Below are 12,214 nucleotides of genomic sequence, written 5' to 3'. Positions count from 1 at the left end.
CCTCCGTGGGGTCCTGGTCCTCAGGCCTCGTCGATGAGGCCGAGGTCGATCATGAGCGCGCGGATGCGGGTCTCCTCCTCGGAGATGAAGCCGCCGAACTCCTCCGGCCCCGCCCAGCTGGGGTCCCACCGGTTGCGGTCGATCGCCTCCTGCCAGGACGGCGCCTGGTACATCTCCTCGGTGATCTCCAGCAGTTCGGACCGCTCCTCCTCGGAGATGCCGGGGGCCGCGACGACGCCGCGCCAGTTGACCAGGTTCACGGAGGGGTAGCCGAGCTCGGCGGCGGTGGGTACGTCCACCCCTTCGAGTCGCTCGGGGGCGACCACGGCCAGGGCGCGCAGGCGTTCGCCCTCGATGAGGTCACGGAAGTCGTTGAACCCGCTCACGCCGATCCGCACCGTGCCGTGGGCGTCCGAGAGCAGGGACAGGGTGAGCTCGCCGCCGCCCGCGTGCGGGGTGTAGTGCAGCCCGGCAGGGTCGAGTTCGGCCGCCTCAGCCAGCTGACCGGCGACCAGGTGGTCGGGGGAGCCCGCCGATCCTCCGCCGACGGGGATGTCGGGATCCTCCCGCCAGTCCTCGAGGAAGTCGTCGAGCGTCTCCCACGGTGAGTCGGCGGGCACCGCGATGACCTGGAAGTCGTCGGTCAGCCGGGCGATCGGGGTCACGTCACTGAGCCGGGCGGAGGAGCCGCCCATCTCCACGCCGCCGACCATCGCCGCTCCGGTGATCATCACCGTGGTGGGGTCGGCCTCCAACCGCCGCAACTGGCCCAGACCGATGGTGCCTCCAGCGCCGGGGACGTTCACCACCTGGACGCTGTTGACGATCGACTCGGTCCTGGTCGCCTGCTGGAACTCACGGGCGGCCAGGTCCCAGCCGCCCCCGGCAGCGGCCGGGGCGATCACGGTCAGAGCGGAACGGGCTCGTGAGCCGTCCTCCCGGCCCACCGCGTCCTGGACCGCGAAGAAGCCGGTCGTCAGTACCAGGACCGCGCCCACGGCGGGGGCGATGAGTCCCCTGTCGCCGATCATGAGCCCTCCCTCCCCGTCGTCGCCACGCCGGTCATGACTTCACCGCGAGGACCGGGCACCGGGCCTCCAGGATCAGGCGCTGGGCCGTGCTGCCCATGAGGAGCTTGCCGACCGCGGAGCGGCGTCGGACGCCGATGACCAGGAGGTTCGCTTCGACGTCTTCGGTCAGGTCCAGGAGCGCCGCCGCCGCGTCGGAGTCGGTCAGGTGCACCGGACGTGCCCGGACGCCCTCCCCCCGTGCCCGCTCGGCCAGGTCTCGTAGCGCCGCCCCGTCCACCGCGTGGGTATCGGCCGGGGCGTCGTTCGAGACGGCGTTGGCGATCACCAGCTCCCACTCCTGGAGCGCGGCCTGGCGCACCGCGGCCTCGAACGCGGCCTCGGCGGAGTCCGCCGGGGCGTGGGCCAGTACAACCGTCATCCTGTTCCTCCTCGAACACTGCCGTGACCAGCGTCACAGCCTGTAGTGTATAGGCTGTATCATTTGTCGCATCTCGTCAACTCCCTGGAAAACGTGCGGAAACCGTCGTGGAACGTCACGGTGCGCCCTGGTCGCTCGTAGGTGTTGCGGCGCCGAAGGCCACGGCCGTCGTGGACCCGGCGCGACCGTCTGTCGCACCGGCGCATCTGCGGCCGGGGGCTCGCGCGTGCCCTTCCGGATCGGGCGCGGAACACGGCGCGGGACGAAGGTCGCGTGATCCGGGGACGGACGTCGCCCGAACGCGAGGGGGAGTGCTGGCGAGAATGGAGGGGCCCCGTGCACGGTGGCGATGCTTTCTCGCGGGCTCCCGCAGGAGCCGGAGGCCGACGCGGACGCTCTTCCAGGGCGCGGTGGTGGATGCGCGCGAATCGGAGGAAGGAGTTCTCGATGAGTACGCGTGACGACGGGCGGGGCCAACCTCGGAACCGCGAGAACGCCATCGTCGTGGGGGTGGACGATTCATCCGCCAGTCAGTCCGCTCTGGACTGGGCAGCGGGCGAAGCCCAGAGCCGTGGCCTGGGACTGCTGGTTCTCCACTCGGTCAACGTTCCCGCCCTACCGGGTTCCGTGAAGGGAAGCAGCCCGAAACGGGATCTCGCTGCCGTGGCCAGGCAACTTCTTCGGGCGGCGACGGAGCGGGTGGCCACCCGGTTCGGACCCGGCCTGGATGTGCGCGCCGAGACCTCCGACCTGGCTCCGACGCAGGCGTTGGTCTCCGCCTCCCGCACGGCCGCGATGGTCGTCGTGGGTTCGCGGGGCTCGAACGGAGCCGCACCACTCTCCTTGGGGTCGGTGAGTACGCGGGTCAGTGCGCACGCCTTCTCGCCCGTCGCGGTCGTCCCCGCCTCAGCGGCCTCCGGCACGGAAGGCCATGGTGGCGGGCGACCCGTGGTGGTGGGCGTGGACGGATCGTCCGGAGCGGAGGTCGCCCTGCGGTTCGCACTCGAGGAGGCCGCGCGTACGGAGACGGGCCTCGTGGTGGTGCACGCCTGGGAGGCGCCGGTGCTCATCGGGGGCTCCACGTGGGACCCCGCTCCTCACACAGCCGTCCTCGAAGCCCAGGCAACGGGCGCTCAGGAGAGTGTGCGGGCGATGGTGCGGGAGGCTCGGGGGCCCCACACCGAGCAGGTCCCCTGCAGTGTCGAGGTGGTCCGTGACCAACCCGCCCACGCGTTGTTGGTCCGAGGGGAGCGGGCGGGCCTCATCGTCGTGGGTACCCGAGGACGCGGTGGCTTCGCCGGACTGCTCTTGGGGTCGGTCAGCCGGACGGTCCTGCACCATGCGACGGTACCGGTCGTGGTCGCTCGGGCTCCCGCCTGATCCCCGGCGCGGAGCGTGAGGACCCCCTGGAACCGGTTCTCGCCTCGGCTTCCTCGTCGGTCACGGCGAGGGGCGAGACGCCCGGATCCGACACCGTGTCGGACAGTGCCCCTGGCCTCTCAGGTTCTGGGCCTGTGCACCACCATGACGGGACGGATCGACCGGTGCATGACACCGCTGGCCACACCGCCCAACGCCAGGTGGGCGAACCCGTGCTCTCCACGGGCGCCGACTACGACCAGGCACGTGTCGCGGGGGTGCGCCAGCAGGGAGCTCACCGGATGCTGGCGCCGGACCTCCCGCACGACCTCGACACTCGGTACCCGGGCCACCAGGGGGTCCAGGACCGACTCCAGATTCTCGTGCCGCCACCGCCGCAGTTCGTCCTCCTCGGTGGACCCCGCTGGGACCAGGGATTCCGGAGCGGTCCAGGCCCAGACCGCCCGGACGCGAGCGCGGCCGGACGCGGCGTGTTCCAGCGCCACCTCGACCGCGTGTGCGGAACCGGGTGATCCGTCCACTCCGACGACGACGTCGCGGGCCTCCTCGGGTACCGGCTCGGGGCGCACCAGCACGACGGGAACCGCCGCGTGCGCCGCCACCTGATCGGCCACCGTACCCAGCCACTCTCCGGGCAGTGAGCTCAGTCCATGGGTGCCGAGGACGACCAGGGAACTCGACTCGGCCCCGCGCAGGATCTCCCTGGCGGGCGATCCCCCGGGGAGCACCTCTCCGGTGACGTCGACCTCGGGGGCGACCTCCCTGATGAGATCCGACGTCACCCACACGGCCTTGCGCGCCTCCTCCTCCAGAAGACTGGCGGGGCGTACCACGTGGCGGTGGAACGCGTCGGGGTCGTAGACGCAGAGGACGGTGAGTCGGGCACCGCTCCTCCGTGCCTCGGCGATGGCCCAGTCGGCGGCGGTCCTGGCGGCCTTGGAGCCGTCCGTCCCGACGAGGATGTTCCCAGTCATGTGGTCTCCTCTCCTCATCTCGAGTGTCACTCCCGGGCCACGGAGTCGAACACGAACGAAGGTTCCGGAGGCCAGGCCACAGGGCCTGCGGGCACGGGACCGTCGTCCCTTGGGCCCACCGGCGCTCGTATGGTGCGCTTGAGGGGTGGAACGCCTGACACAGGCCTGGGCCGTGACGGCCCCGGGCGCGATCGAGACCGAACCCCTGGAACGGGTGAGCCGACGGATTCCCGCACCGGGAGATCGTGAGCTGTTGATCGAGCTCCTGGCCTGCGCGGTCTGCCGAACGGACCTGCATCTGGCGGAAGGCGACCTCCCGCCCCGGCACCCGGGGACGGTGCCCGGACACGAGGTCGTCGGCCGGGTCGAGGCTCGTGGCCCAGGAGCGAGCCTGTTCGCACGCGGGGACAGGGTCGGTGTCGCCTGGTTGGCCTCCACGTGCGGGGTCTGCGCCTACTGCCGCCGTGGGAGCGAGAACCTGTGTCCGTACTCCACCTACACGGGGTGGGACCGTGACGGCGGTTTCGCGCGGTTCCTGACCGCTGACGAGAGGTACGTGCACCCCCTCCCTGACACCCTCTCCGACATCGAGGCGGCGCCGCTCCTCTGTGCCGGTGTGATCGGGTACAGGGCACTGAAGCGCGCGGAGCTGCCCGCTCAGGGGGTCCTGGGCATCTACGGCTTCGGCGCGTCCGCTCATCTCACGGCGCAGGTGGCCCTGGCCGGAGGCGCTCGGGTTCACGTCATGACACGGTCCCGAGAAGCCCGTGCTCTGGCCCTGGAACTCGGATGTCATTCGGCCACGGGAGCCTACGACGACCCACCGGAACGGCTGGACTCGGCGATTCTCTTCGCTCCCGTCGGTGACCTCGTACCCGCCGCGCTCAGGGCGTTGGACCGGGGCGGGACACTCGCCGTCGCCGGGATCCACCTGACCGACATCCCCCGGCTCGACTACCAGAGGGACCTGTTCCAGGAACGGACACTGCACAGCGTCACGGCCAACACCCGGGCGGACGCCCGGGAGTTCCTGGACTTCGCCGCGCGGAACCCGTTGACCGTGGCCACGACGCCCTACCCGTTGGACGAGGCGGACCGGGCACTCGCCGACCTCGCCGCCGACCGGGTCAGGGGCGCCGCGGTGCTGCTGCCCTGAGACGGGACGCCCTGGCTACGAGACCGGGGGAGCGGGCGCCGGCGTCCGCGATCAGAGAGAGCGACGACCAGGGGGGACGGAGCCCATGCGTGACACGGGTGTGCCGTGGGACCGCCTACGCTCCGTGGTCCTCGACACGGACGGCGTCATCACCGCCACCGCGTCGGTGCACGCGCAGGCATGGAAGGAGGTGTTCGACGCCTACCTCCTGGACCGGTCGGTCTCCGAGGGGCCTCCGTTCCGTCCCTTCGACTCCCGCTGGGACTACCTTCTCCATGTCGACGGTCGCCCGCGCGAGGAGGGGGTACGCGGTTTCCTCGCGTCACGGGGACTCCACCTGCCCGAGGAGGCCGGTCCGGGCGAGCGCGACGCGGTGACGGTGGCGGAGCTGGCCGCCCGCAAGGACCGCCGCTTCCTCGACCTCGTGCGCCGAAGGGGGGTCCGAGCCTTCGAGGGAACCGTCGCTTTCGTACGCGCGCTGCGCTCGTGGGGTGTTCCGGTCGCGGCCGTCTCGGCCAGCCGCAACTGCGCGAGGGTGTTGCGCGCGGCCCGGGTGGACGGCCTCTTCGACGTCAGGGTGGACGGTGTGGAGGCTGCCCGGCTGGGCCTGTCCCCGAAGCCCGACCCGGCACTCTTCCTGGAGGCGGTCCGGCGGATGGGCCGTGATCCGCGTGAGTCCGCGGTCGTGGAGGACGCGGTGGTCGGCGTGGAAGCGGGAGTGCGGGGCGGATTCGGTCTGGTGATCGGGGTCGACCGCGGCGGAGTTCGCGAGGAGATGGTGGCGGGCGGGGCGCACGTGGTGGTGTCCGACCTGGCCGAACTACTGCCCTTGAGCGGGTGAGCGGGCGCGGGCGCCGCGACCGGACGCGTACCGAGCCGAAGTCACGCGGGGCAGACCCGGTCCGAGCCTGCCCCTGGACGGACGTCAAGGCCGGGGCGTCCGCACCACCGCGACCGGGCAGCGGCTGTGCGAGATCATGCTCCTGCTGACCGACCCCAGGAGCAACGACGCGAAGCCCCCGCGACCGCGCGATCCCACGACCAGGAGGTCGCTGTCACCCGAGGCGGTCCGGAGCTCCTCGGTCGGGTGCCCCACCCTGACCACTTCCTCGACCCGGACCCGGGGCCACCGGTCCCTGTCGCCCGCGATGGACTCCGAGAGCATCCTGTGGGTCTCCTGGACCGCCGAAGCGATCAGGCTGTCGACGATCCCGGGATCGGGCGGTTCCTCGACCCCGCCGAACCGTTCCCAGGACACCCCCTCGGACACGGACATCGCGCACAGCTCCGCGCCGCGGGCGTCGGCCGCCTCGAACGCCCACTCGGACGCCGTCCGCGCGTTCTCCGAACCGTCAACGCCGACGGTCACGCGATTCCTGAGAGGAAGGGTCTCCACGTCGGGTACGGCCACGACCGGGCAGGAGGACGAGAGCAGCAAAGCCATGGTGAGCGAACCGGGGATCACGAGATCCACGGTCGAGAAGTGGTGCGTGCCGACCACGAGACTGTGCGCCCGCTGGCTCTCGGCCAGCAGGACCGGTTCCGGGCCGCCGGTGACGTGGGCCGCCTCCACCGCGAGCGCGGGCGCGCGCTCCAGCGCACGCCGACGTGCGTCGTCGACGATGCGCCGTGCGTACTCCTCGGCGTCGAAGCCGCCGGGAAGGTCGCGCGGTGTCGAATGGTAGAGCGGCCAGTCGAAGGCGTAGACGACGCGGAGTCCGAGGCCGCGCCGGTGGGCGTCGTCCGCTGCCCAGTCGACAGCTCGCTCACTGGCTGGTGACCCGTTGACCGCCGCCACGACGGGCGCGTGGGTCCCTCCCGCCATTCCTGCCTCCCAGATCGAACGGGAACTCCCTACACCACGCTAGGAGCGCGGGGACTCCCCCTCCAGAGACGGACGTCCCGGCGCGGTGGCCCGTGCGTCCGTACCAGGGGTCACGTACGCCGGTCGGGCAGAGGACGAACGCCCAGACGCGCCGCGTGTGCGGCGGCCTGGGAGCGGCGCTGCATGTCCAGCTTGGCCAGGACGCTGGAGACGTGGTTCTTGACGGTCTTCTCCGCCAGGAACATCTGTTCCCCGATCTGCCGGTTGGTCAGGCCCTCACCGATGAGTTCGAACACGCGGCGCTCCTTCTCGGAGAATCCGCTCAGGGGGTCGTCTGCCTCGGCTCCCTCACGCAGCCGACGCAACACGAGGGTGGTGCTGTGGGGATCGAGCAGGGACTCCCCGGAGGCCACCGTGCGGATGGCGTCGACCAGTTCGGAGTTGTGGATCTGTTTGAGGACGTAGCCCGCGGCACCCGCCATCACCGAACCGTAGAGGGCCTCGTCGTCGGAGTACGACGTGAGGATCAGACACGCCAACCGGGGGAGTCGGGCCCGCAGGTCCCGGCAGACCTCCACCCCGTCCCCGTCGGGTAGGCGCACGTCCAGGACGGCGACGTCGGGTCGCGCCGCAGGTATGCGCCCCAGAGCCTCCGAAGCCGTGGCGGCCTCACCCACCACCGTCATGTCCTCCTCTCCCTGGAGGAGGGCCTGGAGTCCCAGTCTGACCACGTCGTGGTCGTCGACGAGAAAGACACGGATAGCTCCACCGGAACCGGACATCAGCCGACACTCTCCCACCCGTGACGGGCTCACACGCCTGCTTGGCCGTATCCCACCACGGGACCGGGTCGCGTCACGTCTTCACTGCTCATACCCATGTCGATGGCGCGGAATCCGTTGACCTGCGGCTTCGTGTCGCGTGCGGGCACCGGCGGGTGCACTTCAGTGGAGCGCGCGACCTCCCACCCTCCGCCCGCTGACGTCTCGGGGCGTCACCCGCACGTAGAGGTCGTGTTCGCCCCCCGCCCAGGGACGCAGGGGGGCACTCTGGCGGAGGCGAGCCGTCTCCGCTTCCTCCGTCACCGGTTCGGCGCGGCCGACGACGAGCACGCTCCACCCCTCGCTGGTCGCTGCGTCGACGCGGTCGACCTCGAAGGCGACCTCGTCGGGGAGGTTCCCCGCGATCAGTCCGTGGACCGCGGTCCTGAAGACGATGGCGCCGTCGCGGACCAGGAAGTTCACCGGAAGGATGACTGGGGCGGGTTCGGAGTCCGACCTCAATCCGATGCGTCCCACACCCCCCGGGCCGATCAGGCGCATGCACCGTGAGGGCGGGAGGGAGGTCGTGGTCGCCACCGGCGCGGCGGTGGTCGCGGTCCCGGGTGGCAGATCGGTGTCCGCGCCCAACAGGTGGTCCTGGGTGGTGTCCAGTGCCCCGGCGAGGTGGTCCAGTGTCGGCCGGGTCATCCGGGAGGCGTGCTCCTCGAGGTAGGCCACGTATCCGGGGTCCATGCCAGCGAGACGGGCGACCTCCTCCCTCGTCAATCCCAGCTCTCTGCGGCGCGTCGCCGCCCGGCGACCGAGATCGCTGCCTGATCCGTCCGTGTCGGCCTCCTGGCTCATGACCACTCCCTCCCTGGCCGTTGACGGCCCTTCGCCCGGGCCCTGCCCTCGGGGTCCTCACCGTTTGCGAGGTGCGTGTACACGAGGCGTTCGGCCCGACGCGTGCGCCGGAGGTCCCGGTCCGCTTTCGGTATCACCCTGGTACGACGCCGAGTGGCTGGTGACAGGGGCGGCTCGGGACGCCGGTCCCCGGGCCCGGCGACCTCCGTCCCGGGCCCCGAAGCGGGGCGAGGGAGAAGAATGGGAGGGAGGCTCAGCCACGGAGACGGTCACGCGCCTCGTCGGGAAGCGTGGTGACGGAACGGGGGGACCATGATCACCGGCCCTGAGAGTCGAGGAGCGGACGCGGCGGCCGCCGCGTCCACGGATGCCGAGGACGACGGGATCCGTCACGAACCGCGCCACGACGGACCGGTCGTGGTGGGCGTGGACGGTTCGGCGCCGAGCCTGGAGGCCCTCCGCTGGGCGACCCGGGAGGCCGACGCCAGAGGTGTGGGCCTGGTGGTCCTGCACGCTGTGTGGACCCCCGACGTCCCCACGCCCCCGGGCTTCACCATCAGCACGCTGCGGCGGGAACTCCACGGGTGGGGGGAACAGCTGCTGCGCGAAGCCGTCGACAACGTCGCGTCGCCGGTGCGTCCCGGACTGGCGGTGCGTACCGAGCTCTCGTCCTCCGAGCCGTCGCGTGCCCTGATCGACGCCTCGAAGGGCGCCGCTCTGGTGGTCGTGGGCGCCCGTGGCCGAGGGAGCGCCTTCGCGGTCCTGCTGGGCTCCGTCAGCGCACGTGTCAGCGCCCACGCCCACTGCCCCGTGGCCGTGGTGCCCGAGCGGCACGGGGGTGTGGAGACACCACCGGAGGAGGGGGCCGAACGCGGCGCGGACGCGGACACACGACCGGCGGCGGGGGGCGGCCGGGGGCGCGTGGTGGTCGGTCTGGACGGATCCTCCGGTTCGATGGTCGCCCTGCGCTTCGCGCTGGAGGAGGCGGCCCGGTCCGGACGCGAAGTGGTGGCGCTGTACGCGCTGGAGCTGCCGATGCCCATCGACGACACCACACTGGACCCGGAGATCGACGCCGCGGCACAGGAAAGCTGGAAGGGGACCGCCAGGGTCCGCATCCTCGCGTGGGTGGACGAAGCACGCCGTGCGAACACCGAGAACGTCCCCGTGAACGTGGAAGTGGTCACCGGACGGGCGGTCGACGCGCTCCTGAGCCGGACCGACGCGGCCGTCATCGTCGTGGGATCACGAGGGCGGAGTCGGATCACCGGGCTCCTGCTCGGATCCGTCAGCCAATCCGTCCTGCAGAACTCCCGGGTGCCGGTCGTGGTCGTGCCGAACCCCTGAGAGGTACGGGGGACCGGTGGTGCTCCGGGCCGTCGGAGAGCGCGCCACGGACGACCGCGCCACCTTACGGAAGTACGCTCACGCCAACGGAAGCAGACAGGCCGTTCCGGGACGGACACGGACCAGGTGGACCCCCACCCGCACGGTGACCGGCGGTCCGCCCGAAGCGGGGACGGAGACACGGACGCGGTCCCGGAACACCTCGACCCGTACCCGCCCCTGCCGGAGGCAGCGCAGGTCGAAGGAGAGCCTGTCCAGGTCGGCGGGCAGCCGCGGGCTCAGGTGCAGGACGCCCTCCCGAACGGCGAGTCCGGTGTGGCACCGGGTCAGGATGTCGACCGTGCCCGCCATCGCCCCCATGTGGATGCCCTCGGCCGTGCTCCCGTCCGGAGCGCCCTCGACGTCCGTACCCAGCGCATCGCGGAAGAACTCCCAGGAGGCCTCGCGATCGGTTCGGGAGAGTACCCAGGCGTGCGCCACCGAGCTGAGGCTGGACCCGTGGGCGGTGCGTGCGAGGTAGTGGTCGATCGTGCGAGGGACGAGCTCAGGGTCGCGGGCGTGTCCGAGGCGTTCCAGGATGTCGGTGATCTCCTCCTCGGAGAGGAGGAGGAACAGCATGAGGACGTCGGCCTGTTTGGCGGCCCGGTAGTGGTTGCAGTCGTCCCCCTCGGCCTCCAGCGCGCGGTCCAGACGCCGGACGCCCTGGTACGCCTCCCAGTCGAGCTCGTCCAGGTCCTCGTAGTGGGCGAACTGACTGATGACTCCCTCATGGAAGGGGACGTGCAACCCGCGTGAGACCGACTCGAACCGAGCGATCTCGTCGGCTTCGAGGCCGAGGGACTCCTGAAGCTCCTCGCGGAACGGGCCGGGCAGCATTCGGAGGATGTCGAGAGCGCGCAGGAGAACCCACACGGTCATGACGTTGGTGTAGGCGTTGTCGTCCAGGCCGGGAACCGCCCTCCCCGGATAACCGTCGTGGTACTCGTCGGGACCCATGACGCCACGGATCACGAAGCGGTCCAGTTCCTCGTCGAAGACAGCCATGTCCGCGAAGGCACGTGCGACCTCCAGCAGCAACTCGGCGCCGAACTCGCACAGGAAGGCGACATCGCCGGTCACCCGGTAGTGCTGCCAGACGTTGTAGGCCACGGCGAGGCCGACGTGCCTCTGCAGGTGGGAGTTGTCGGGAAGCCAGTGACCGGATCGCGGGTTCAGGTGGAGTTCCTGTGTCTCCTCTCGACCGTCGCTCGCGCTCTGCCAGGGAAAGAGCGCGCCCCGCAGCCCCGCCGCGCGGGCGCTCGCACGCGCTCGCGGGAGCCTTCGCCACCGGTACCTCAGCAGGCCACGAGCGGTCTGCGGGAACCGCAGGTTGAGGAACGGGAGGACGAACACCTCGTCCCAGAACACGTGGCCCCGGTACGCCTCGCCGTGCAGCCCCCTCGCGGGGACCCCGACATCGAGGTCGGGCGTGTGCGGGGACAGGGTCTGGAGCAGGTGGAAGAGGTGGAGGTTGAGGAGACGCTGGTCCCGTTCCGAGTCCACCTCCACGGAGCAGGTCTCCCACAGGTGCCGCCACGCGGCCTCGTGGCGACGGGCCAGCTCGGAGAAGTCCCCGGCCCGGTCCAGAGCGTGGAGGGCCGCGTCGAGGCAGTCGCCGACGGCGCGGTCGCGGGACGTGTACAGGGCCACGGTCTTCTCCACCGTGGTCGGCTCGCCCGTGCGCACGTTCAGGGTGAGGTCCGTGGCCGCCCAGTCATCCGAGGTCGGCGTCGCGCAGCTCGTGGCACGTCCGTCCCGCGTCACCAGGGTCCGGGAGGCGAGCACGATCTCTACCCCCGATGTCAGGGTCCGGCAGCGGAGCCACGCGGTCCCCGTGTTCTCGGACCCCGCACCCAGCGGGGCGAGGTGCCTCCCGTTCAGGTCCCGGTAGCGGGCCACCCCACGGTTGGACACGGTGCCGTCCAGGGCCGAGCGCACGACCACGGTCCCGGCCCAGTTCTCCGGGGTCAGCGTGGTCCGCAGGGTCGCCAGGTGGGGGTCGTCCATCGACACCAGCCGACACTGGGTCACGTGGGTCCTCCTGCCCGCGTGCACCGTGTGGAAGGTACGGGTCAGTGTTCCGCGACGCATGTCCAGTTCGGTGCGTTGGGGGAGGCCCGCAGCGGGTTCTCCGAACCAGTCGCCGTCCTCCGGGCGAAACGTCAGAGGCAGCCAGTTCGGCACGTTGACCAGGTCCTCGTTGTCCACACGGCGGTCGGCGACCGTGGAAACGGCGCGGTCGTAGCAGCCCGCCACATAGGTCCCCGGGTAACACGTCGAACCGGCGCCCGCCTCCGGGGGCGCGCCACGCGTGGCGAAGTAACCGTTGCCCAAGGTGCACAGGGTCTCCCGCACCAGAGCCCCCTGCGGATCCGGCCCCTCGTATTCCAGTGTCCAGGGGTCCACGAGGTCACCTCCC

General features: G+C 71.2%; 11 protein-coding genes. 4 read left to right on the top strand and 7 right to left on the bottom strand.

Features of this window, described 5'->3' with window-relative positions; genetic code table 11:
- Positions 1-20: 20 nt before the first annotated feature.
- Entirely contained in the window at positions 21-1,031 is a 1,011-nt protein-coding gene (locus ACFW3L_RS02025) for a Bug family tripartite tricarboxylate transporter substrate binding protein (RefSeq protein ID WP_378735295.1), read from the bottom strand.
- Between the two features lie 31 nt (positions 1,032-1,062).
- On the bottom strand, positions 1,063-1,449 hold the full coding sequence (locus ACFW3L_RS02020) for a universal stress protein (protein ID WP_378735293.1): 387 nt from the start codon (positions 1,447-1,449) through the stop codon (positions 1,063-1,065).
- Positions 1,450-1,866: 417 nt separating this feature from the next.
- Here ACFW3L_RS02020 and ACFW3L_RS02015 point away from each other — a divergent pair, with 417 nt between their 5' ends.
- A complete protein-coding gene (locus ACFW3L_RS02015; protein ID WP_378735291.1) occupies positions 1,867-2,829 on the top strand; it encodes a universal stress protein in 963 nt (320 codons plus the stop codon).
- A 119-nt stretch (positions 2,830-2,948) separates the two neighbouring features.
- On the opposite strand, the gene ACFW3L_RS02010 is transcribed toward ACFW3L_RS02015, so the two are convergent.
- Positions 2,949-3,803 carry a universal stress protein gene (locus ACFW3L_RS02010; RefSeq protein WP_378735289.1) on the bottom strand — a complete coding sequence of 285 codons (855 nt, stop codon included), beginning with the start codon at positions 3,801-3,803 and terminating at the stop codon, positions 2,949-2,951.
- A 145-nt stretch (positions 3,804-3,948) separates the two neighbouring features.
- Here ACFW3L_RS02010 and ACFW3L_RS02005 point away from each other — a divergent pair, with 145 nt between their 5' ends.
- Together ACFW3L_RS02005 and ACFW3L_RS02000 are read left to right on the top strand one after the other, a co-directional pair.
- Positions 3,949-4,959 carry a zinc-dependent alcohol dehydrogenase family protein gene (locus tag ACFW3L_RS02005; RefSeq protein ID WP_378735287.1) on the top strand — a complete coding sequence of 337 codons (1,011 nt, stop codon included), beginning with the start codon at positions 3,949-3,951 and terminating at the stop codon, positions 4,957-4,959.
- An 85-nt stretch (positions 4,960-5,044) separates the two neighbouring features.
- Positions 5,045-5,800 carry an HAD family hydrolase gene (locus tag ACFW3L_RS02000; RefSeq protein WP_378735285.1) on the top strand — a complete coding sequence of 252 codons (756 nt, stop codon included), beginning with the start codon at positions 5,045-5,047 and terminating at the stop codon, positions 5,798-5,800.
- 84 nt (positions 5,801-5,884) lie between these two features.
- On the opposite strand, the gene ACFW3L_RS01995 is transcribed toward ACFW3L_RS02000, so the two are convergent.
- The 3 genes from ACFW3L_RS01995 to ACFW3L_RS01985 all read right to left on the bottom strand — a co-directional run bounded on the left by ACFW3L_RS01995 (position 5,885) and on the right by ACFW3L_RS01985 (position 8,409).
- The gene (locus ACFW3L_RS01995; RefSeq protein WP_378735283.1) at positions 5,885-6,784 is read right to left on the bottom strand and encodes a universal stress protein; all 900 of its coding nucleotides are present in this window, start codon (positions 6,782-6,784) and stop codon (positions 5,885-5,887) included.
- 110 nt (positions 6,785-6,894) lie between these two features.
- On the bottom strand, positions 6,895-7,566 hold the full coding sequence (locus tag ACFW3L_RS01990) for a response regulator (RefSeq protein ID WP_378735281.1): 672 nt from the start codon (positions 7,564-7,566) through the stop codon (positions 6,895-6,897).
- Positions 7,567-7,728: 162 nt separating this feature from the next.
- Positions 7,729-8,409 carry a helix-turn-helix domain-containing protein gene (locus ACFW3L_RS01985; RefSeq protein ID WP_378735279.1) on the bottom strand — a complete coding sequence of 227 codons (681 nt, stop codon included), beginning with the start codon at positions 8,407-8,409 and terminating at the stop codon, positions 7,729-7,731.
- A 312-nt stretch (positions 8,410-8,721) separates the two neighbouring features.
- On the opposite strand from ACFW3L_RS01985, the gene ACFW3L_RS01980 reads away from it, so the two are divergent.
- On the top strand, positions 8,722-9,756 hold the full coding sequence (locus tag ACFW3L_RS01980) for a universal stress protein (RefSeq protein ID WP_378735277.1): 1,035 nt from the start codon (positions 8,722-8,724) through the stop codon (positions 9,754-9,756).
- 78 nt (positions 9,757-9,834) lie between these two features.
- On the opposite strand, the gene ACFW3L_RS01975 is transcribed toward ACFW3L_RS01980, so the two are convergent.
- Entirely contained in the window at positions 9,835-12,201 is a 2,367-nt protein-coding gene (locus ACFW3L_RS01975; protein ID WP_378735275.1) for a glycoside hydrolase family 65 protein, read from the bottom strand.
- Between the last annotated feature and the right edge of the window lie 13 nt (positions 12,202-12,214).

Origin of the sequence: Nocardiopsis sp. NPDC058789, assembly GCF_042745575.1 — a bacterium.
GTDB classification, from domain to species: domain Bacteria; phylum Actinomycetota; class Actinomycetes; order Streptosporangiales; family Streptosporangiaceae; genus Nocardiopsis; species Nocardiopsis eucommiae.
Note: the sequence above shows the minus strand (reverse complement) of the source record. Positions and strands in the feature narration are given on the sequence as shown.

Bases quoted from the DNA above. Each gene is read 5' to 3' on its own strand.
- ACFW3L_RS02025 (WP_378735295.1), bottom strand. From the start codon at position 1,031: ATGATCGGCGACAGGGGACTCATCGCCCCCGCCGTGGGCGCGGTCCTG.
- ACFW3L_RS02020 (WP_378735293.1), bottom strand. From the start codon at position 1,449: ATGACGGTTGTACTGGCCCACGCCCCGGCGGACTCCGCCGAGGCCGCG.
- ACFW3L_RS02015 (WP_378735291.1), top strand. From the start codon at position 1,867: ATGCGCGCGAATCGGAGGAAGGAGTTCTCGATGAGTACGCGTGACGAC.
- ACFW3L_RS02010 (WP_378735289.1), bottom strand. From the start codon at position 3,803: ATGACTGGGAACATCCTCGTCGGGACGGACGGCTCCAAGGCCGCCAGG.
- ACFW3L_RS02000 (WP_378735285.1), top strand. From the start codon at position 5,045: ATGCGTGACACGGGTGTGCCGTGGGACCGCCTACGCTCCGTGGTCCTC.
- ACFW3L_RS01995 (WP_378735283.1), bottom strand. From the start codon at position 6,784: ATGGCGGGAGGGACCCACGCGCCCGTCGTGGCGGCGGTCAACGGGTCA.
- ACFW3L_RS01990 (WP_378735281.1), bottom strand. From the start codon at position 7,566: ATGTCCGGTTCCGGTGGAGCTATCCGTGTCTTTCTCGTCGACGACCAC.
- ACFW3L_RS01985 (WP_378735279.1), bottom strand. From the start codon at position 8,409: ATGAGCCAGGAGGCCGACACGGACGGATCAGGCAGCGATCTCGGTCGC.
- ACFW3L_RS01980 (WP_378735277.1), top strand. From the start codon at position 8,722: ATGATCACCGGCCCTGAGAGTCGAGGAGCGGACGCGGCGGCCGCCGCG.